Below are 19,861 nucleotides of genomic sequence, written 5' to 3'. Positions count from 1 at the left end.
GTCGCAAATTCCTCATGAAACGCATAGCTACTCTTATTATATACACTTTAATTACTCTTAGTGTATATGCCCAGAAAACACCTATTGACCGGGTTGAACCTGCCTTCTGGTGGATCGGGATGAAAAACCCAGGCTTACAATTACTAATTCATGGTGAAAACATATCTCAGCAAACCGTAAGTCTTACCTATCCTGGTGTAACCTTGCAGGAGATAACTAAAGCAGAAAGTCCAAACTACCTGTTTCTCACACTTAGTATTGGTACAGAAGCCAAAGCTGGAAAAGTGCCGCTTGTGTTTAAAAATGGTAAAAAAACATTTACCTATTCGTACGAACTAAAAATCAGATCTACAGCCAGCAACCGCATTCAGGGCTTTACTGCTTCGGATGTACTCTATTTAATTATGCCCGACCGCTTTGCCAATGGAAATCCTACTAACGATAATGTAAAAGGCATGCTCGAAGGACTGGAGCGGGATAAACCATTTGGCAGACATGGCGGCGATTTAAAAGGTATTTCTGATCATCTGGATTACATAAAAGACCTGGGTATAACGGCCATATGGCTTAATCCGGTGCAGGAGAATGACCAGTATAAGCAATCCTATCATGGATATGCTATTACAGATTTTTATAAGATAGACCGACGGTTTGGTACCAATGATGAATATGTAGCATTCGTGGAAAAGTCGCATAGCATGGGCATGAAAGTGATTATGGATCTGGTACACAACCATAGCGGAATTGGCCATTGGTGGATGAAAGATTTGCCATTTAAGGATTGGATACATCAATATACTGCCAAATGGCCTGACTACCGTTCCAACTTCAGGTTGAACGTGACAAGCGATCCGTATGCTTCTGAGGCTGACCGCAGTAAAATGAATGATGGCTGGTTTGATGACCACATGCCAGACCTGAATCAGAAAAACAAGTTTATGGCTGCCTATCTCATCCAGAACTCCCTTTGGTGGATCGAATACGCTGGTATTGATGGCATTCGCATGGATACGTATCCCTATCCGGACAAAGATTTTATGGCCAGCTGGTGTAAAACTATTTTAGAAGAATATCCGAAGTTTAATATTGTGGGAGAAGTATGGATGGAAAGCATACCCACGACAGCGTATTGGGTGGCTAATTCACCTACCAAAGATGCCTACCATTCAACGTTACCCAGCGCCACAGATTTCCCCTTCTTTTTTACAGTTGCTAAAGCCTTAACTGAACCAGGCAGCTGGGATACCGGATTAACCAGGTTATATAATCTACTCAGCCAGGATTTTGTATATGCTAACCCATCGGGGAATGTGATCTTTCTGGATAATCATGATACCAACCGCTTCTTTTATGATGTGCAGAAAGACCTCAATAAATATAAAATGGGTATGGCTTTTATGCTTACCACCAGAGGCATTCCGCAGTTGTATTATGGCACAGAATTATTAATGGACCGGAGTGGGGCTTCTCATGCAGATGTACGTCTGGATTTTCCCGGTGGCTGGCCAGATGATAAAGTAAATGCATTCACCAAAGAAGGCCGCACTGTTGAGCAAGATGAGGCTATAAACTATATCAAAACGCTGGCAAGCTGGCGTAAAACCAAATCAGTTATTCATACTGGAAAGCTGATGCAGTTTATTCCGGAAGATAATATTTATATCTATTTCCGGTATAATGATGCAGAAACGGTAATGGTAGTGATGAATGGGAATACAAGTGCAAAAAAACTATCTACAGAACGCTTTGCCGAACGCACCAACGGTTTTAAAATGGCAAAGAATGCCCTAACTAGTCAAAAAATTACTGATCTTTCTGTAATTGATATTCCGGCTCAGACTACCCTAATCCTGGAATTAGAGAAATAGTCAAGTTATTTTGAAAGCCTGTTTCGCTGACAGCGCAACGATTGTTGATAATGCTCATTAAAAGCCATCTCCATTTCTGCCAGGGAACAGGTTTTTTGATGTGTATATTCTTTTAGGTATAGTTGCAGAGCTGGTTTCCGTTGTGATGCATAATCTACAAGAGCAACAGAAAAAAGTATTTGTATGTCTTTTTCGCAATGATCAGCAATATGTTTGATTCCTTTTTCAAAATGAATGTAGGGCGTATGCATACTTTCAATTTTACCTTGTGGAAAAATGAGTACTATATTTCCGGGATTTTCCAGCAAACGGGAAGTATATTGTAGAGACTCTAATAATGATTTGCCTTTCCGCTGAACCGAATATGCGCCAGAATACCGGAGAAAAGAATATTGTTTCAGTTGTTCCTGCAGCATCATTACATGAAAGCGCTTATGGAAAAACAACTCATTGAGATGATAAAGTAAGAATCCATCCCACCAGCTAAAATGATTCGCCAGTACGAGTAAAGCTTTTTCACGGCTAATATCAATATCCTGATTAAAGGAAAACTGTGAAAAGTCTGCCTGGATGATGAACTTATAATACTGCCGCCAGAACCAGTCAGTCAGCAGGTAACGGGCAGGTTTAATCATGCCATCGGGCTTTGCAAAAGAAAATATGAAATTACAAACACATTGTTAATGTTCTTGCAAACACAGACAGGTTTTTATAATCTTTGAAACAAATGTATGGCTTATTTTGATAGCCTTCAAAATTGTGGGTTAAGCATATCGGCTTTTATAGAATCGAAAACGATGATGCTTACTCTACCAGGTTCGCCGTAATTTTAGCAGATAAAAGGCAAAGCGGAATACCTCCGCCAGGATGTACACTTCCCCCACAAAAATACAGGTTTTTAATGCCGGAAGAGAAATTAGCATGACGCAGAAAAGCGGCATAGCGATTATTAGAACTATTGCCATACAAAGCACCTTGCCAGCTGGAAGTCCTGCTCTCAATAGTTCTTGGCTCCAGAACAGACTCACATTCAATTAACGCTGCCATATCAGTATGTAGCATCCGGCTAAGTTTGCGAAGTATATGTTGCCTGGCTTGCTGAATGAGCAAATCCCAGTTTTGGCCGGAATTATTGGGTACATTAATCATTACAAACCAGTTTTCACCCCCTGGTGGTGCATCATCTGGCTTATATTTGCTACTGATGTTAATATAAACCGTTGGGTCATCAGAAATAGTTTTTTCCTGGAATAAACAAGTGAACTCTTTTTTGTAATCACTACTAAAAAAAATATTATGCAGATCCAGCTGCGGAAATGATTGCTTGATACCCCAGTAAAAAATAAGTGCTGAACTGGATTTGGGCTGGCTAAGTATCCGTTTGGGTTGTTTTACATCAGGCAATAATTTCTGATAAGTATTTACTACATCCATATTGCTCACAATTGTGTGAAATGGATGAATCGTATCATTCACTTTCAAGCCTGCAATTCGATCATTTTCCACCATAATCTGCTCTACCCTGGATTGATACTGAAAACTCACTCCTATTTCTTCAGCCAGTTTCACCAGCGATCGCGTAATACCGTACATGCCTTGTTTAGGAAAATAAGCGCCAATATTGTATTCCAGGTGCGGAATAATATTCATCGTGGCAGGTGTCTGATATGGGTCAGAGCCATTGTAGGTAGCGTAGCGGTTGAAAAGCTGAACTGTATGTGGGTCTTTAAACCTGGCACTATTGGCTTGGTCCATAGTGCGGAAAACATCGAGCTTACCAAAGTTTAGATAGCCTTTTACAGCCTGAGGATTAAAATAAGTAGAGATTCTATGCAGAGAACGGTGAAGAAATACATCTGCGGTAATCTTATATTTCTCTTGACTATCCTGCAAAAAATCAATAATTGATTCTTTACTGTCCCTGGTTTTCCTGTCAATTTCCTCTGCAAACTTTTCCGGTTCGCTATGCGCCCTTATATGTAAACCATCTTCATAAAAATATTCACATACCACCGGAAGCCGGATATACTCAAAATAATCTTTGGGATTGCGGCCTGCTAGTACAAATAACTCATCTACTAAATGTGGCATGGTAAACAGCGAAGGGCCTGCATCGAAACGGTAGCCTTGTTGTTCAAAAGCTGATAATTTTCCACCCGGATAGGAATTAGTTTCAAAAACCGTTACTTGAAATCCTTTAGTTTGTAAACGTATGGCAGTTGCTATGCCGGCAATTCCGGCACCAATCACAGCTGCTTTACGGGTAATAGTGTTCATCCATTCATTAACTTGTTGGGCAGGCGATTGTTCAGTAAATTAACTTTCTTGTATCAAACATTAAAAAATATTCTATTAACGTACTAATCGCAAAAATCAGCGGTGAGTTTTAATAGATATAAGATTAAATCCTAATTTGTGACCAGAGGAGCAGGCACACGTTTGATTCTCGCGTTATAAATGATAATCGAAATGAGAATCAGTCCATAAGCAGTGAGTTGAGTAAGGCTTGCCTTTTCTCCAAAATACAGAAATGCAATACCAAAGCTGACAAGCGGATTGATGTACATTAACACACCCACTGTGGCTGATTTGAGCTCTTTTAAGGCAAATAAATTTAAGAATAGCGGTAGTATGGTAAATACGGTACTTAGGATAAATATTACTATGTAAAAATGCATATCTACTGGTGCCGTTCCACGGAATTCTTTACCTAAACTAAGGATTATTGCAAACGATAGAATCACTTGTATAGTAAGCAATACCATTTTATCGTATTTTTTTAGTATCCGCTGGGAAATCAGATATAAAGCATAAGTAAATGCTATAAAAAGGCTAAACAGCAAGTTGTATAAAGAAGCCACGCCTAGCAAACAACAACTCCCCAGACTAATAACAATTGCCATCCATTGTTGGCTTTGTAGCTTTTCCCGAAGTAATATATAACCTAACAAGGCTGTAATAATCGGACAAAGCAAATAAGCAAACGAAGCCGTCTGAATATTAATCTGGTTTACTACATAGATAAACGAAAGCCAGTTAAGCGTGAGAAAAGTAGTTCCCAGCAAGGTACAAACCATAAATAGGCGGCGTTCTTTGGAAGAATCTTGTTTTAGTTGCCCGAAAGTTTCAAGGATACTTTTCCTTCTAAAGAGAAGCATCAGAACAGGCAGACATAGGAGCGCCAGTAAAATGCGGTAGAATAATATTTGTGTACTCGCATACTGGCTTAGCTCTTTTAGAGGAAAAACAATAAAGCCCCATACGATAAATGCGCTGATAGCGGCCAATGTATATTTTGTAGGTTTCAAGGGCGTAATAATCCGGTTGAGATGCAAAAATAAGAAATATAGCTTTTGTTATACCGATTATTGCACTGAAATGAATTTTTAAAGTTTTTATTTATAAGTTATCTTACTATAATACAATTAGAATCTAAAAATTATGATGGTGCTACCATTTGCATGAGTATGGCTGATAAGTAACCACAATAGGTACCCAGTACATATCCAAAAACTGCTAATAATACACCCACTGTTGCTAGTGAAGGATGAAAAGCAGAAGCAACGACTGGTGCTGAGGTAGCTCCTCCCACATTCGCCATACTGCCAACCGCTGTAAAAAATAAGGGTGCCCTAATGAGTCTCGCCACTGAAAGCATGATAATGGCATGAAATAACATCCAGATTGCACCTACTATTAATAAGCCCGGATTACTGAATATAGCAAACAAATTCATTTGCATTCCGATTACTACTACGAGCATATATAGTAATAGAGTCCCTAATCGGGAAGCGCCGGCTCCCTCCAGATTTCTGGCTTTTGTGAAAGAGAGTACCAACCCGGCTGTTGTGGTGAGTACAACTATCCAGAAAACTTTAGAGGTAAGGCTGAATTTATCCAGAAAACCTGCATGAGTTTCTATCCAGGGAACAACAATATCTGCAATGGCATGAGAGACCGCTACAGAAATAAAACTCACAGCTACCAATCGTACCCAATCCAGTAAGGAAGGAATCCGCATGATATTGAGACTATAATCTTCTAGTTTCTTCCGGACAGCTTCAATCGCAGATGTATCGGCTTTCATTCGCTCATCCAGACGCTTGGAAATACCAGCCCCGAACAAAAGTATTCCCATCCAGAAATAGGCTATAATCACATCCACAGCGATTATGGCGGAGAATAAATTGCCAGAAGGCTCAAAAACCTCTTTCAAGGCAATCTGATTAGCTCCTCCTCCAATCCAGCTTCCGGCAATGGTAGCAAACCCACGCCATACTGCATCAGGGCCACTCCCACCTACTACCTCAGGCGCTACTAGAGAAACTAGAAATATAGCCAGCGGCCCACCCAGCATAATACTAACTGTACCAGTCAGAAACATGATTAATGCTTTGGGGCCGAGTCGCAGAATTGCTTTCAGATCCATACTCAGTGTAAGCAGAACCAGGCTGGCAGGTAACAAATACTGAGTAGCTATTTTATATAAGCCAGATTGTTCACCGGAAATAATATTGAGTGAGTTGAGAATGGCCGGAATAAAATAACACAAAATGAGAGAGGGTACATATTTGTAAAACTTTGCCCAGAATCCGGTAGTACGGCTCGATGTTTCAAAAACGAAGGCAAGAACTGCTATTAAAATACCTAAAACCACTGCATCATTGGTAAAATAAGCAGCAGGTGCAGAAGTTTGTTCCATGCGAAATGTATTTCAAAATCAATAAAAAGATAATTCTTCTCTAAACCTACTATAATTTTTGTAATCCTCGGGAATAAAAATCTTTCAAATTACGTTATAGGCTACAGGCACTTCTGTCAAAGATTGATATAAACCATAATTTTGAAGTAAACAGACTCATTTCTTATTCAAGCATTCCCTAAGTAAATCCCGCAATCATAATATGAGAGTAGTAGCCAACATCCCACATGAGGCATGTAAAATAACCGTATTTGCCTGGAATGGAAAGTACTTAATTAAGTTTGAACAAGCTATGCTGGAACAGACGTACAAGGTGAATGAATTTGATATAACAGGTGATAATGATATAAAAAAACTATTGGATGATGTGTTTATGAATCAGATTCTGGAACGTTTTCATCAGATGCACAGAAATCTGAATGATGCTCTGGAACGTATATAGTTAGCTGGTACTTATTACAGTATGGCATAATTATAGTTCATAATATTTATAACAGTTATAGAATATAAGAGTTAAATCAGATAAAGCAGGCGGATATCTTAACCTTTGACAGGGCTGATTGTTTACTTTTTATACCTGTTAGTCAATTAAGAAGAAAAAAATTATGTCTTTTGCAGACGATATTATTATAAAGCTTTTTCCTCCTTCGGTTTCTCCCAATGAACCCTTAGTGAGCGAAGTACTGGAACGTAGCAAAAACGATAAGCTAGGTTATAAAAAATGGCTGCAACAAAATAAGCATAAAGAACTGAGCCAGATATATTCTTTGTCTTATTTTTTAAAGAAAAAGCATATTACCTGCTCAGCCAACGTGCATATTTTTAATTCAAGGTCTGCCAACGCTTTTTCTATTTCCTGTGCAGAATACATAGATCCCAAGTCTTTTCAGCATTACTTCGATTATCTGAAAAATACTGTGATTGGCTTTGGTTATATTTTACACCGTTCCGACCGGGAGATTATAGACCGTACACAATATGTGGAAACCATTGACCGGCATTACCTGAAATTTCCCGATGTAGTAGAAGCCGGAGAAAAGTGCCATCAGTTATATGGTAACATTCTTATTGAAAATATTACCATTGATGACAAGCCGAGTTATATTAAATTAATGGCTACTTATCAGACAGATCCTCAATATACAGAACCCATTAGTTTTCTGGAGTTTACTAAAATGATATTTGATTTTTAGATTATTTTTAAAACATAAAAAAGGCAGCTAGTTTGAACTGGTTGCCTTTTTTATTTTACAATATGTTAAGCTTTATTAAGTATCTAAATAATATCAACCAACTACATAATATCAACCAACAACGATCTAGAGTTAGTTCTTATTCCGGCTCACAGAAAGGCCATATTTGAGTATGTAAAGGTAATTTTCATTAATCTGGCTTCCATCCATCTCATAGGTTTCCTTCCCAGATTTTGCACCCTCCACCAATTTTTTTACATCTTCTGTATCTAATACTTGAATAGTCCCTCCCAGATCATCATTGATAGATACATTCATATGCTTAGTGATGAAATTTTTGTAGCCAGCCACTTTCAATGACTTGGCAATAAATTCCATAGGTGGCATATTACGGTCTTCATCAAAAGAAGAAATGCTCAGAAATTTCGGATACCGTTCCGATTTTGTAAAAGGCTTTATCTTGGCTATTTTTCTTTCTCCTTTATAATCATCTATTTCAACCAATGAAAAGGCAGCAATCACTTTTCCATTAGTGGGAATATTCACAGTTAAGTTAGAAAATTCTTCTGCCAGTATAAGTGCATCTTGCTGAATCGTGCGTGTGCCCCAGAAACCGTTATTGACGGAAAGCAAATTACCTTTTTCATCGTAGCCATTAATAGTATAAACCAATGAAGGTTCGTCACCGGCATCAGTACCCAATAAACCTTGTTCCTGTATTTTTTTTGCATGCAAGGAATTTACTTTCAATTGTACACGCAGATCAGGCACTACACGGTCTTTGCCAGTTTTTAACACCGTACAAGAACTGATTGTGCAAAGCATGCATACAATGGCCAGTAAATTTTTGGGAGTCATGCGCCCGGGGATTATCTGTTTCACGCATGTACTTACGGATTCTGCTGGAAGGAGTTTTGTAAATACTCCGTTTCAGTAATCTGTCTTATCTAAGCAGGAAGGGAAACTTATATTTTTCTGAAGATTTTAGCGTTTAAATCGAAAAATTCAAACTTTTTCTCATCTATTAGTGGCACAAGCGCATCATAAAAACCGATGATGAAATACCCACCAGGATTCAGACAATCATAGAATTGCTGAAGTAAGCGAAGTTTTGTAGCCGTATCAAAATAGATCATCACATTCCGGCAAAAAATTATATCAAACTTCTGTTCCATCTTATCCATTATCAGATTGTGGTTCTGGAACTCTACATGCCTGATCAAACTTTGATTAAAACAGACCGTATCTCCATGAGGCGTATAGTAGCTTTCAAATCTTTTAACCGAATTGTATTCCCTGAAATTCTGTATATACTCATCCATCACCTGTTTTCTATATTTGCCTTCTCTGGCAGCTTTAACAGCACCTTGGTTTAAATCTGTGGCCAGTGCTTTAGCCTGAGAAGCCAGATTCAGTTCGTCGAGCAAAATGCCCATCGTAAAAACTTCCTCCCCGGTAGAACAGCCAGCATGCCAGATATGAATAGGATCTTTTTCATGATAGGTACGCAATACTTTTTTAAGGGAAATCCATAAAATAGGGTCACGGAACATGGCCGTTAAACCAACTGTAAGTTCATCAATAAATGGATAGATAAAATCTCTTTCTTTGAGCAGTTTCGCCCACAAACTATGCACAGATTCAAGATTAAATACAGAAATAGCCCTGGCTACTCTCCGCTTAAATGAGCCGGTTTCATAACTGGTAAAGTCGATTCCATATCTGGTGAGAATAACCCTGTTCAGAGAGTTCAATTCTTCGTTTGTTAACTCTACCACGTATGTAAGATTAAAAAATAGTTCTTCGGCAAGTCAGTTTGATTTTTTACTATCAACAGAGGGCTTTACCGGCAATTGTATTGCTGATTTTAAAAATATAACTGATAATATTGGCAATGTTGAGCACCAGGCAGATATTTCCATTTCCCAGAATAGTTACCCCACTGATAAATTTTACATGATCTACAGGCTTCATCAATGGTTTTTCAACAATTTCTTTTTGTTGCAGAAGTTTATCTACCACAAATCCTACTTTGCGGTTGTTATAGGAAACAATAATAATGGCCAGTTTTTCTTTGGCATTAACCTGATCGAAGCTGGTGTGGAAAATAGTGTTCTGCGAATGGTGTGAATAATCTGCTGTAGAAAACAAATCTTTGAGGAAAACAATGGAAATAGTTTTACCCAGATGTGTGGCAATGAGCCCATTACCAGCTTTATGCACATCAGATTTATATAACGAAACGACTGCCTCCGTATAGGTAAGTGGAATAGCATATTCCGATTTATCCAGTTCAAACAATAAAGTTCCTTTAACAGCCATAGAAGAGGGCAGCGATAATCTGATGGTAGAACCTTTGCCAACAGCTGTAAATACGCTTATATTGCCGCTAATAGAGTCCAGCGCCCGCTTTACTACATCCATACCAACGCCACGCCCCGAAATAGCTGTAACCTGCTCAGCACTCGAAAAACCAGGCTCAAAAATGAACATGATAATATCTGCCTCCGACATGGTATCGGCTGTTTCTTTGGAAACAAGTCCTTTGTCAATGGCTTTCTTTTTGATAATGCGGGAGTCAATGCCTTTCCCATCATCTATAATTTCTATTATAACTGCATCACTCTCGTTGCTGGCACGCAAAGTAACGGTACCAGTTTCTGATTTGCCTGCCTTTTTGCGTTCCTCAGGCGTTTCAATACCATGCCCAACCGAATTGCGGATTAAGTGAATAAGAGAATCGCTAATAATTTGCAGGACATTCCGGTCAATCTCAGCATCGGTGCCTTCAAGTTTAAGAGTTACTTTTTTGTGTTCCAGAGCGGCTGCATCCCTGACTACTCTATGGAATTTATTGAATAGAAACCCCACCTGCACCAGGCGTACATCCATCACAGAATATTGCAGGTCTGAGGATATTCTTTGCAAACGGGAATATTCATTGCGGCTAAATCCATTGGAATTCATGGCTATAATCCGGTCCCGTTCTATGGTAAGCTCACTTACCAGATTAAGCAGGTTATCCAGTTTTTTTACCGGCACTTGCACCAGGTCAGAGAAAGTAAGTTTGGTGTCTACCGTATCTGCTTCAGCTGATTTTTCAGAGGTCAAAATTTCTTTAGCAGCAAAAATATCATCTAATAATGCCTGGGTATTTTCCAGCACTTGCTGATTTAATGGATCTGATGCTATTTCTGTGGCTATTTTTTCAGGTTCATTGTTAACAACTCGGTCTTCATTAGGAATTGTATTTTCAACCTGCTGCTTTATTTGATTTTGATCTGTGTTTTTCTTCTGAGAATCGTGATTATCATTGGTGGATAATGGCATGCCAGCTTCAGCGGCTTTTTTCAAAATAACTTCCAGCTTGGTTTTGATACCCAGGTAGCGAACTGTTTTTCCAGTTTTGAGGGCATCGATCAAAGCGCCAAGTGTATCTATGGCTTTAAATATATCTGTAAAAATAGCTGCATCTACCTGCAATTTACCCTCCCGGATTTCTACAAATAAGTCCTCCAGCGTATGCGACATTTTAGTAATATCTTCAAAGCCCATTCCGGCCGCATTTCCTTTAAGGGTATGGGTAATCCGGAAAATTGCATTGATAGCATTCTTGTTGGAAGTATTTTTTTCCAGTTCTGTTATCAGGCGGTTGAGCTCTTCATAATTTTCTAGGGCTTCGGCCAGAAATATTTCCCTGTATTCTTCTTCTTTGGAATCCATATAATGAAAATTTAAACTACAGACATCCGATAATAAAAGAGGAAATGTCGTATATGGGAACAGATTTTTTTATCACACCACTTTCAAGAGCGCTTTTGGGCATACCGTATACTACTGACGACGCCTCATCCTGGGCAATGGTATAACCACCAGCTTCGTAAATAGCTTTCATTCCTTCTGTGCCATCTTTTCCCATGCCAGTGAGAATAACACCAATGGCTTTGCTGGCATAGGTTTCTGCAATTGATAAAAACAAGCAATCAACCGAAGGATAGTTAAATTCCCTAAACTCACGTTTGGTAAAGGAGAAAGTTATTTTACCTGTAAAAGCATCCCGTCCTACTTTGGTATTGCTATTACCCGGAACAATATATACTGTTCCGCCAGTGAGAAGCTCGCCTTTTTCAGCAAGTTTAACCTTCAATGGTGTCAGTATATCCAGCCTTTTAGCAAACGATTCCAGAAAACGCTCCGGCATATGCTGGGCAATCACCACTGGTATGGACAAATTAGCCGGTAATTTATCTATTACTTTTTCCACAGCACCCGGGCCACCGGTAGAAGCACCCATGGCTATTACGTCGTAATTGAGCTGCGTATCAAAAGTATGGACATGAGTAATAGTTTTATCCTGCTTGGGTAAAGCCATAACATTTGCTTTCTGAGCTGCTTTTACTGCCTCTATCAGCACATGATTTACGTCACGTATATTAGAAATTACCTTTTCTTTGGGTTTGTCTATAAAATCGACGGCACCTTCTTTTAAAGCATCAAATACTATCGGATCGGCTTTACCAAGGCTGCTAAGCACTACAATGGGTGTAGGCTTCTGTTTCATGATGTGCTTTACAGCATATACTCCATCATAATATGGCATTACTAAGTCGGTAACCACCACATCAGGTGTATGCTTCAGCGTTTTTTCTACCCCATCTTTGCCATTTTCTGCTGTATCTACAATTTCTATGTCTTTATCTGTCCGCAAAATATCAGAGATAATCAGACGCATCAGCCCGGAATCTTCAATCAACAATACTTTTATTTTACCGGACACTAGGATAAGGGATTATTTAACTGGTAAATGATTTTTCGATAGACTGCACCAGCTGCTCTGATGTAAAAGGTTTTACAATGTAAGCACTGGCTCCCAGGCTCATCCCTTCTTCAATTACCGACTCCTGACCTACAGCGCTGATGAGAATCACTTTGGCCGGAAGTTTTTCCTGCTTATATACTTTTAGTATATCTGTGCCTACCATATCCGGCAGAATGTTATCAAGCGTTACCACATCCGGGTTGAGTTCCAGAGCCAGATCAATAGCTGCTTCACCTGTGGCTGCTTCGCCTACTACCTGGTATCCTGCCTTTTCCAGTGCATCTTTGATCACAGCTCTCATAAAAAGAGAATCATCTACGATTAAAACATTTTTTGCCATGCTGATTCGAATTAAATTGATTAAATTATATATGTATTTGTTTGTGAGGTTACTGACAGGCTTCCATCGGCGATTTTGAATCTGGCTGTCCGGCTGGTATATCCTCCTAAATCCGCAGCAGCGATATAAATTTTATACCTGGTTAAAGCGTTTCTTATAGCATGCGTGTTTTGAAAACCCATGTCCAATAGTTTGGCATCCATTACTTGTGCACCTCCTACTAATTTTGCCCGGAGCTTTTCAAGATCAGCACCAGCCTCTTTCATCTGCTTAAGCACTTCTTCGATAGCAGGTTCAGCATAGTAGGATTTTGCCTGTATCACGGTACGGGCATGATAATCAGGAAACATAATGTGAGCGCCACCGCCAATCTTATGAACTCTATCATGCAGAAATAAACCTACGCAAGAACCAAGGCCAAAACAGGTAAAAATACCTGACCCAGCAGATACTTTTATATCTCCCATTTGCAGCACAAATTCTCTGATTGTATTTTCTCCGCTAGTCAGATTCATATCAAACAACTTAATATGCCTTATTTCCGGATTACCTGGTTTAACTCTTGTTTGCTCATAATTTGATAGATATCAATCAGAATGATCAGCCGGTTATTTACTTTTACAATTCCTTTGATATAATTACTCTCCTGTATTTCATCCTGAATTATATTAACAGTTTCATCAATATCTGATTGAGAAACAGCCAGAGTATTAGGTACTTCCTTTACCAGAATACCTACCTTAAACTCTTCGCTGGCAACTACCAGGGTATACTTTCCTTCAGTATTGATTTCTGTATTTTTGTCAGTGATACCAAACTTTTCTTCCAGATCAATGATGGCAATGATATTTCCCCGGATGTTAGCTACTCCTTTCACATAATGCGGTGTCTGCGGCATTTTTGTAATTTTTGGGGTTAGCACTACTTCCTTAATCTGATCTATTGCCAGGCCATACTCCTCATTGCCTTGTTTAAAAACAATAAGTTGATGCCGGTTAAACTTTTCATTCTCTTTATGTGAACTTGCCTTTGTGACTATACCTTCTTCTTTGATTTCCATAATTCCGCTCTAGTTAAATGAATAATTCATTCATTGGTATGAAGCTAAATTTTAGCTATTGGTATCAGGACTCTTTTTGTACTGGAAGAGGCCTGATACCATTGCTTAAGTCAATCGCTTACTTTTTTAGTTTAAATTTGCTTACACCTGTCTGTAATTCAGCGGCTACCTGCGATAACTTGGCACTTGCCTCGGTAATATCATTCATACCCTGGTTCAACTGTTGAGAGGAACTGGCTACCTGCTGTGTACCGGCTGCTGTTTCTTCAGCTACCACTACTATTTGCTCAATGTTTTTCACCACCGCACTGATAGAAGATTTCTGTTCAGAAGTAGCTTCCTGAATTTCCTTGGAGAAACTAAAGGTTTCATTGCTCGACTTGGCAATTTCCTGGAAAATAGATTCGGCCTCTTTGGAAGCATTATCCCCCATTTTTACACTTGAATGCATGGTTTCTATGGCTTTACCGGCTGCCAGTGTATCCTTCTGTACATCTTTAATGATCTTCTCAATATCTACTGCCGACCTTCTGGAATCTTCCGCCAGCTTCCGGATCTCTTCAGCTACTACGGCAAAACCTCTGCCTGCATCTCCAGCTCTGGCAGCTTCAATGGCCGCATTCAGTGCCAGTAAATTAGTTTGAGCTGCAATATCTGTAATTACATTCAGGGTTCTGGCAATCTCTTCCGCACGCTGGGTAAGAATATCAATCGAACCAGACGTTTTCTTGGCAGATTCCCCGATTTCACCCATGTTTTCTACCAGTCGTTTTACGATTTTTAGTCCATCTTCTGAGCCTTTCTGCCCTTTTTCAGCCGCTTTATTAATCACATTGGCTTTCTGTTCCATCGTATTGGCAGATCTTAATACTTCCTCCACAAGTTTAGAAGAGGCATCTGTTTTAATAGCTTGTTCCTGGGCGCCTTTAGCCATTTGCGAAATAGCAGAAGCTACTTCAGTTGTATTATTCTTCATGCTTTCGCTCTTTTTCATCATGCCTTTAGATGAATCTGCTACTACATCTGAACTCAATCCAATCGTACTTAGCAAGTCACTCAGGTTAGTAATAGCTGTATTGAGCGAACTAGCCATATTAAGAATATCTCCGTTCACCTTCATCTGGAATTTGTTGGTGAGGTCTCCCTTGGCCATTTCAGCAATGATCGAATTAAATTCAAGAACCGGTTCGGAAATAGAAGCCAATAACAGGTTCATAGAGTCGAGTAATACTTTCCACTCGCCTTTGTTTTCTTTTACATTCAAACGGGCATTCAGTTTACCTTCTTCGCCGGCGAGTTTAACTACCTGATTTACTTCACTTATGATCTCTTTTAGTGTATTTCGTAATGAATTCAGATTACTAATCACTCCTGATACATTTTCATCAATTTCCAGGCCTGCTACATTCATCTGCGAATTGAAATTACCTATAGTAAGCTCCTGGATAAATTTGGTAGCCTGTTCAAAGCCAAGCAGATTTGCTTTTTGCATATCTACCGCTTTTTGCATCTGCTCTACATTATCCTTAATTTTTACCTCTTGTTCTTTTTGAGCAGTAGTATCGAAACGAACACCGATGTACTTAACCGGCCTGCCGTTTTCATTCAACACAGGGGTAATGGTAGCGGCTACCCAATAATGAGAACCATCTTTAGCCCGATTCTTCACTTCGCCTCTCCATACCTTGCCTTTGGTAATGGTTGCCCACAGATCATCGAAAACAGCACTTGGCATATCTGGGTGGCGCACTATACTTTGCTTCTGGCCAATGAGTTCTTCTCTGGTGTATTTAGCTAACCGGCAGAACTCATCGTTTACGGCTAATATGTTGCCTTTCAAATCTACCTCAGATACAATGGCTGCATTATTCAAGGCTGCCATTTGTCCATCTAACTCAATTTGTTTGCGGGCCATTTCCTGCATATTCCGCTTAATTTCTTCTTCCTGTTCTTTTTGAGCCGTGATATCGAAACGAACACCGATGTACTTAACCGGCCTGCCGTTTTCATTGAGCACCGGAGTAATGGTAGCGGCTACCCAGTAGTGCGAACCGTCTTTGGCTCTGTTCTTTACTTCGCCTCTCCATACTTTGCCTTTGGTAATGGTTGCCCACAAATCATCGAAAACAGCACCTGGCATATCTGGGTGGCGCACTATACTTTGCTTCTGGCCAATGAGTTCTTCTCTGGTGTATTTAGCTAACCGGCAGAACTCGTCGTTTACGGCAAGAATATGGCCTTTCAAATCTACTTCAGATACAATGGCTGCATTGTTCAGCGCAGCAATCTGGCCATCTAACTCAATTTGTTTGCGGGCCATTTCGTCCTGAGTAGCTTGTACCTCTTCCATATTCTGCCGCAATTCTTCCTCCTGGGCTTTCATTTCTTCAGCCTGTTGCCTGGCTTCCTTCAATAAACTTTCAGCTTGCTTCTGAGCTTGTACCAAAGCAGAAATATCTTTAGAGAATACTGCTGCTGCTATTATGTCTCCATTTTCATTACGCAATGGACTATAAGTCATTAAATAATGGCTTTCAACATTATTCGTTGAAAAACTCTGCGTAACTTCTATGGTTTCCCCCTGAAAAGCTTTCTGATAATTAACAATGAGTTTGATTCTTTCTTCTTCACCCAGGATTTGAAGCATGTCAGTCCCTTTCTGAAGATCTATGCCCAGACTTGTATAAGAATGTTTTAAAGTCTCATTAAAACTAATTATTTTATATTCTCTGTCTACTGTAAAAATAGAGTCTTTAGAAACATTGATCAGGTCGTTCAGATACTGTTCTTTAGCCTGAGATTCCCGAATGATTTGTTTCATATCCTCCTGAATATCCTGCAGTTTTTCCATGTTCTGCTGCAAGTCTGCTTCTTGTCGTTTTAATTGTCCGGAGGCTTCATTAATTTCGGCCTCCATTTTTTTCTGCTCAGTAATATCTGTAGCAAACTTTACCACTTTATAAGGTTTTCCTGATCCATCCAAAATTGGATTGTAGGTTGCCTGAATCCATATTTCTTTTCCGTCTTTACCTATTCGCTTATACTGGGCAGCATCAAATCTGCCTTTATTTAAGTTTTCCCAGAATTTTTTATAAGCCGTACTGTTACTATAGTTTTCCTGGCAAAATATCCGGTGATGTTTACCTTTTACATCGGCGAGTGTATATCCAAGCAGATTCAGAAAATTTTCATTGGCTGTAATAACAGTTCCATCCATGTTGAACTCAATAACTGCCTGCGATTTGCTGAGGGCCTCCAGAATCTGCGAGTATTGATCATCTACACTTACCGAAGATTTCATGCTGTTTTTTGCACCCTTTTTCGTTTCTGGTTGATTATTGGCAGGAATCAACTGGTCCTTTTTGATATTATTACCTAAAGCCATACAGATATTATTTTAATAGTTCTGAATTAATTATGATGTAGATTGACAATTTCACTGGCAAGCGCCATATAATCCCTGGCACTATTAGATTGTGGGGCATAAGCGATTACACTTTTTCCGAACGAAGGTGCTTCAGAGGCTTTTACATTGGTGCGGATATGCGTTTGAAATAAGTTTACCGGGTAATGTTGCTTAATATAGCTGAGTACTTCCCCATTCAGATTTTTTCGGCTGTCTATCATTACCGGCAATACACCCAGTATTTGCAGCTGGTGTTGAAAAGCCAGATTCACTTTTTCAACAGTTTGTAATATTTGATGTAAGCCTTTTATACTCAACACTTCCATTTGTAAAGGTATAATCACCTGATTAGCTGCAGTTAGCGCATTAATGGTAAGCAACGATAGCGAAGGCGGACAGTCAATCAGAATATGGTCGTAATGAGGAAGATTACTGAGGATATTTCTCAGAAAAAATGCCCTTTCTGCCGATTGTGATAAACTTATTTCGATATCAGCCAGCCTAATATCAGCTGGTATCACATCCATTTCTTCTCTACTTACCATTACCTCTTCTGCACTTGCTTCATTTAAAAATAAAGAGGCCAGAGATTGGCTTGTATTATGTATACCCAATGAAAAAGTCAGGCTTCCCTGTGGATCGAGGTCAACGACCAGAATCTTTTTATGTAAGCTGGCTAACGCACTTCCAAGGTTTACTGCAGAGCTTGTTTTACCAGTGCCCCCTTTTTGATTAACCAGTGCAATAACCATGAATGAACTACTTGTAAAAAATTATTTTTAAAAGTAGGGGTAAAAGCAAAAATGGGAAGGTGTTTATCTGGTATTACCCTACATATGTATTTAAGCACATACACTTATGGGTTTTGAGTACTTACTTGGTATATTCTGCCGATTGCCCTTATAATGGTTTGCAGAAGGAGTTACTAAACTTTCTGTTCACGGCTTGCTAACAGACAATAATTCCGCAGATCTATTATATTTAAGAGCATATTTTGAACGACTGGAGTAATCAGTAGTAAAATATCAGCAGGCAGATATTTGTTCTATGTTTGGAATGTTAAAAACTGGATTACTCCTGATTTTGCAAAAAAATTACATAATTTACCCTTAAAATAATGTAGATACCTACAGATAGAAATTATATCAATTGCTAAAAGGTTAATAATCAAAAAATCACAGAAAGATAATTGCTGATCTGAACAGCTTAGCTATTAAATTGACTCATCGTATGTTGAATACCTGCTGTGCAAAAGGAGAGCACCATTTCGTTGGCTTTGTCAATATATAGGGGAAGTTCAGCAAATTCATTTTTATCAAAGTTGCCTAATACATAATCAATTTGTTTTCCTTTGGGGAAATCTCCCCCAACACCAAACCGCAACCTGGCAAATTCCTGGGTTCCTAAGGTTTCTTCAATATTTCTTAACCCATTATGTCCTCCATGCGAGCCCTTTGGACGCATGCGTAATTTTCCGTAAGGTAAGGCAATATCATCTGTAACCACCAGCACCTGCTCCAGCGGAATTTTTAACTCCTTCATCCAGTAATTTACAGCTTTGCCACTCAGGTTCATATAGGTGGTTGGTTTAATAAGGTATATACTTTTTCCTTTATAGCGAAAATCGGCTGTATATGCCAGGCGGTCGGTAGTAAAATCCGTTCCATTTTTATCTGCCAGCTGGTCTAAGGTGAGGAAGCCAATATTGTGGCGGGTTAGCTCATATTCAGGGCCAATATTTCCGAGGCCGGCGATCAGGTATTTCATGGATTCAGCTTTTCAAAACGCAAATATACCTTTGGCATATGGGAATGCAACGTATCGGTAGGGAATTTCCGTAAAATGAGTATGGAAAGTAAAAAAGAATCTCACTACCAGCGCTTGCCTTCTTATTACAACCAGCAGCTATTCGGTGTAAATTTCCGAGAGCATCCAGAATTGTACAGAGTGGGCAAAGGAGAACAAGGAGTACTTATGGTAGAACCTTATAAATCAGAAATTCTGCCTCACTGGCGTTTTAAAGATCCTGAAACTGCGGCTGTTTCTTCAGAAAAGATATACGACATGTTCCTGGAATATTTACAAATACATGATTTTGTGGGAGCGGATATGGCAAGAAAATTTCTGCAAATGGGCTATACCCGTGCCCGCCGGTATGCTAATCATAAGTCTGGAAGGAAATACACGCATAATCCCCAGCATGAAACTACGGCTGAAGCAGAAAAAAAAGCCCGAACAGATGCATTGCTTCCTCTAGACCCGGACCCAGTAAAAGCGGCTGCCGCGGCTATATTTAAGCAAAAATGGGTAGCTGCCAGAGAAAACATATTTTACCGTCAACTCATGGCTGAGCATAAAGCAAAGTATGAGAAGTAGTAGAGAATTTGTCTTTTTTAAACCTGCTTCTGCGCATAACTGTCAATAGAAAAGATTTTAAACCAGCGGCTGTTAGGCAGGAAAAGGGCTTACAAAA

18 protein-coding genes are annotated in these 19,861 nt (G+C 39.3%); 4 read left to right on the top strand and 14 right to left on the bottom strand.

Annotated features, from left to right (window positions below; all coding sequences use genetic code 11):
- Positions 1 to 14 precede the first annotated feature (14 nt).
- A complete protein-coding gene (locus tag GXP67_RS14390; protein WP_162443755.1) occupies positions 15 to 1,868 on the top strand; it encodes a glycoside hydrolase family 13 protein in 1,854 nt (617 codons plus the stop codon).
- A gap of 5 nt (positions 1,869 to 1,873) precedes the next feature.
- Here the strand turns inward: GXP67_RS14390 and GXP67_RS14385 are convergent, their stop codons facing one another.
- The 4 genes from GXP67_RS14385 to GXP67_RS14370 all read right to left on the bottom strand — a co-directional run bounded on the left by GXP67_RS14385 (position 1,874) and on the right by GXP67_RS14370 (position 6,570).
- Positions 1,874 to 2,503, bottom strand: a complete 630-nt coding sequence (locus tag GXP67_RS14385; RefSeq protein ID WP_162443754.1) for a lysophospholipid acyltransferase family protein — start codon at positions 2,501 to 2,503, stop codon at positions 1,874 to 1,876.
- A 169-nt stretch (positions 2,504 to 2,672) separates the two neighbouring features.
- Positions 2,673 to 4,136: a 1-hydroxycarotenoid 3,4-desaturase CrtD gene (crtD, locus tag GXP67_RS14380; protein ID WP_162447926.1), complete on the bottom strand. Its 1,464-nt coding sequence runs from the start codon at positions 4,134 to 4,136 to the stop codon at positions 2,673 to 2,675.
- Between the two features lie 140 nt (positions 4,137 to 4,276).
- Positions 4,277 to 5,176 (bottom strand): EamA family transporter, encoded by a 900-nt coding sequence (locus GXP67_RS14375; RefSeq protein ID WP_162443753.1) that lies wholly within the window; start codon positions 5,174 to 5,176, stop codon positions 4,277 to 4,279.
- 131 nt (positions 5,177 to 5,307) lie between these two features.
- Positions 5,308 to 6,570, bottom strand: a complete 1,263-nt coding sequence (locus GXP67_RS14370) for a DUF819 family protein (RefSeq protein WP_162443752.1) — start codon at positions 6,568 to 6,570, stop codon at positions 5,308 to 5,310.
- Between the two features lie 202 nt (positions 6,571 to 6,772).
- On the opposite strand from GXP67_RS14370, the gene GXP67_RS14365 reads away from it, so the two are divergent.
- Both GXP67_RS14365 and GXP67_RS14360 read left to right on the top strand, forming a co-directional pair.
- On the top strand, positions 6,773 to 7,012 hold the full coding sequence (locus GXP67_RS14365; protein ID WP_162443751.1) for a hypothetical protein: 240 nt from the start codon (positions 6,773 to 6,775) through the stop codon (positions 7,010 to 7,012).
- 163 nt (positions 7,013 to 7,175) lie between these two features.
- Positions 7,176 to 7,763, top strand: a complete 588-nt coding sequence (locus GXP67_RS14360; RefSeq protein WP_162443750.1) for a hypothetical protein — start codon at positions 7,176 to 7,178, stop codon at positions 7,761 to 7,763.
- Between the two features lie 132 nt (positions 7,764 to 7,895).
- Here GXP67_RS14360 and GXP67_RS14355 read toward each other — a convergent pair whose 3' ends face one another.
- The 10 genes from GXP67_RS14355 to pth all read right to left on the bottom strand — a co-directional run bounded on the left by GXP67_RS14355 (position 7,896) and on the right by pth (position 19,155).
- A complete protein-coding gene (locus GXP67_RS14355) occupies positions 7,896 to 8,645 on the bottom strand; it encodes a hypothetical protein (RefSeq protein WP_162443749.1) in 750 nt (249 codons plus the stop codon).
- An 83-nt stretch (positions 8,646 to 8,728) separates the two neighbouring features.
- Positions 8,729 to 9,541 carry a CheR family methyltransferase gene (locus GXP67_RS14350; protein ID WP_162443748.1) on the bottom strand — a complete coding sequence of 271 codons (813 nt, stop codon included), beginning with the start codon at positions 9,539 to 9,541 and terminating at the stop codon, positions 8,729 to 8,731.
- A 52-nt stretch (positions 9,542 to 9,593) separates the two neighbouring features.
- Positions 9,594 to 11,486, bottom strand: coding sequence for a chemotaxis protein CheA (locus GXP67_RS14345; protein WP_162443747.1), 1,893 nt, complete (start codon positions 11,484 to 11,486; stop codon positions 9,594 to 9,596).
- Positions 11,487 to 11,502: 16 nt separating this feature from the next.
- The gene (cheB, locus tag GXP67_RS14340; RefSeq protein WP_162443746.1) at positions 11,503 to 12,540 is read right to left on the bottom strand and encodes a chemotaxis-specific protein-glutamate methyltransferase CheB; all 1,038 of its coding nucleotides are present in this window, start codon (positions 12,538 to 12,540) and stop codon (positions 11,503 to 11,505) included.
- A gap of 16 nt (positions 12,541 to 12,556) precedes the next feature.
- On the bottom strand, positions 12,557 to 12,922 hold the full coding sequence (locus GXP67_RS14335; RefSeq protein ID WP_162443745.1) for a response regulator: 366 nt from the start codon (positions 12,920 to 12,922) through the stop codon (positions 12,557 to 12,559).
- 20 nt (positions 12,923 to 12,942) lie between these two features.
- The gene (locus GXP67_RS14330; RefSeq protein WP_162443744.1) at positions 12,943 to 13,437 is read right to left on the bottom strand and encodes a chemotaxis protein CheD; all 495 of its coding nucleotides are present in this window, start codon (positions 13,435 to 13,437) and stop codon (positions 12,943 to 12,945) included.
- Positions 13,438 to 13,457: 20 nt separating this feature from the next.
- A complete protein-coding gene (locus GXP67_RS14325) occupies positions 13,458 to 13,982 on the bottom strand; it encodes a chemotaxis protein CheW (RefSeq protein WP_162443743.1) in 525 nt (174 codons plus the stop codon).
- Positions 13,983 to 14,100: 118 nt separating this feature from the next.
- Complete coding sequence (locus GXP67_RS14320) at positions 14,101 to 17,367, bottom strand: methyl-accepting chemotaxis protein (RefSeq protein ID WP_162443742.1); 3,267 nt, start codon at positions 17,365 to 17,367, stop codon at positions 14,101 to 14,103.
- Positions 17,368 to 17,393: 26 nt separating this feature from the next.
- A complete protein-coding gene (locus GXP67_RS14315) occupies positions 17,394 to 18,140 on the bottom strand; it encodes a ParA family protein (protein WP_162443741.1) in 747 nt (248 codons plus the stop codon).
- A 454-nt stretch (positions 18,141 to 18,594) separates the two neighbouring features.
- Positions 18,595 to 19,155 carry an aminoacyl-tRNA hydrolase gene (pth, locus tag GXP67_RS14310; RefSeq protein ID WP_162443740.1) on the bottom strand — a complete coding sequence of 187 codons (561 nt, stop codon included), beginning with the start codon at positions 19,153 to 19,155 and terminating at the stop codon, positions 18,595 to 18,597.
- A gap of 81 nt (positions 19,156 to 19,236) precedes the next feature.
- Here pth and GXP67_RS14305 point away from each other — a divergent pair, with 81 nt between their 5' ends.
- Positions 19,237 to 19,764, top strand: coding sequence for a DUF4385 domain-containing protein (locus tag GXP67_RS14305; protein ID WP_162443739.1), 528 nt, complete (start codon positions 19,237 to 19,239; stop codon positions 19,762 to 19,764).
- The last annotated feature ends 97 nt before the right edge of the window (positions 19,765 to 19,861 follow it).

This window comes from Rhodocytophaga rosea (assembly GCF_010119975.1).
Lineage (GTDB): Bacteria > Bacteroidota > Bacteroidia > Cytophagales > 172606-1 > Rhodocytophaga > Rhodocytophaga rosea.
The sequence above is the reverse complement of the archived record's forward strand: the minus strand, read 5'-3'. Positions and strand labels throughout refer to the sequence as shown.

What these genes read in the sequence shown, in the direction of transcription:
- GXP67_RS14385 (WP_162443754.1), bottom strand. Translation starts at nt 2,503, where the DNA reads ATGATTAAACCTGCCCGTTACCTGCTGACTGACTGGTTCTGGCGGCAG.
- GXP67_RS14345 (WP_162443747.1), bottom strand. Translation starts at nt 11,486, where the DNA reads ATGGATTCCAAAGAAGAAGAATACAGGGAAATATTTCTGGCCGAAGCC.
- GXP67_RS14370 (WP_162443752.1), bottom strand. Translation starts at nt 6,570, where the DNA reads ATGGAACAAACTTCTGCACCTGCTGCTTATTTTACCAATGATGCAGTG.
- GXP67_RS14335 (WP_162443745.1), bottom strand. Translation starts at nt 12,922, where the DNA reads ATGGCAAAAAATGTTTTAATCGTAGATGATTCTCTTTTTATGAGAGCT.
- GXP67_RS14390 (WP_162443755.1), top strand. Translation starts at nt 15, where the DNA reads ATGAAACGCATAGCTACTCTTATTATATACACTTTAATTACTCTTAGT.
- pth (WP_162443740.1), bottom strand. Translation starts at nt 19,155, where the DNA reads ATGAAATACCTGATCGCCGGCCTCGGAAATATTGGCCCTGAATATGAG.
- GXP67_RS14360 (WP_162443750.1), top strand. Translation starts at nt 7,176, where the DNA reads ATGTCTTTTGCAGACGATATTATTATAAAGCTTTTTCCTCCTTCGGTT.
- GXP67_RS14365 (WP_162443751.1), top strand. Translation starts at nt 6,773, where the DNA reads ATGAGAGTAGTAGCCAACATCCCACATGAGGCATGTAAAATAACCGTA.
- GXP67_RS14325 (WP_162443743.1), bottom strand. Translation starts at nt 13,982, where the DNA reads ATGGAAATCAAAGAAGAAGGTATAGTCACAAAGGCAAGTTCACATAAA.
- GXP67_RS14330 (WP_162443744.1), bottom strand. Translation starts at nt 13,437, where the DNA reads ATGAATCTGACTAGCGGAGAAAATACAATCAGAGAATTTGTGCTGCAA.
- GXP67_RS14315 (WP_162443741.1), bottom strand. Translation starts at nt 18,140, where the DNA reads ATGGTTATTGCACTGGTTAATCAAAAAGGGGGCACTGGTAAAACAAGC.
- GXP67_RS14305 (WP_162443739.1), top strand. Translation starts at nt 19,237, where the DNA reads ATGGAAAGTAAAAAAGAATCTCACTACCAGCGCTTGCCTTCTTATTAC.
- GXP67_RS14320 (WP_162443742.1), bottom strand. Translation starts at nt 17,367, where the DNA reads ATGGCTTTAGGTAATAATATCAAAAAGGACCAGTTGATTCCTGCCAAT.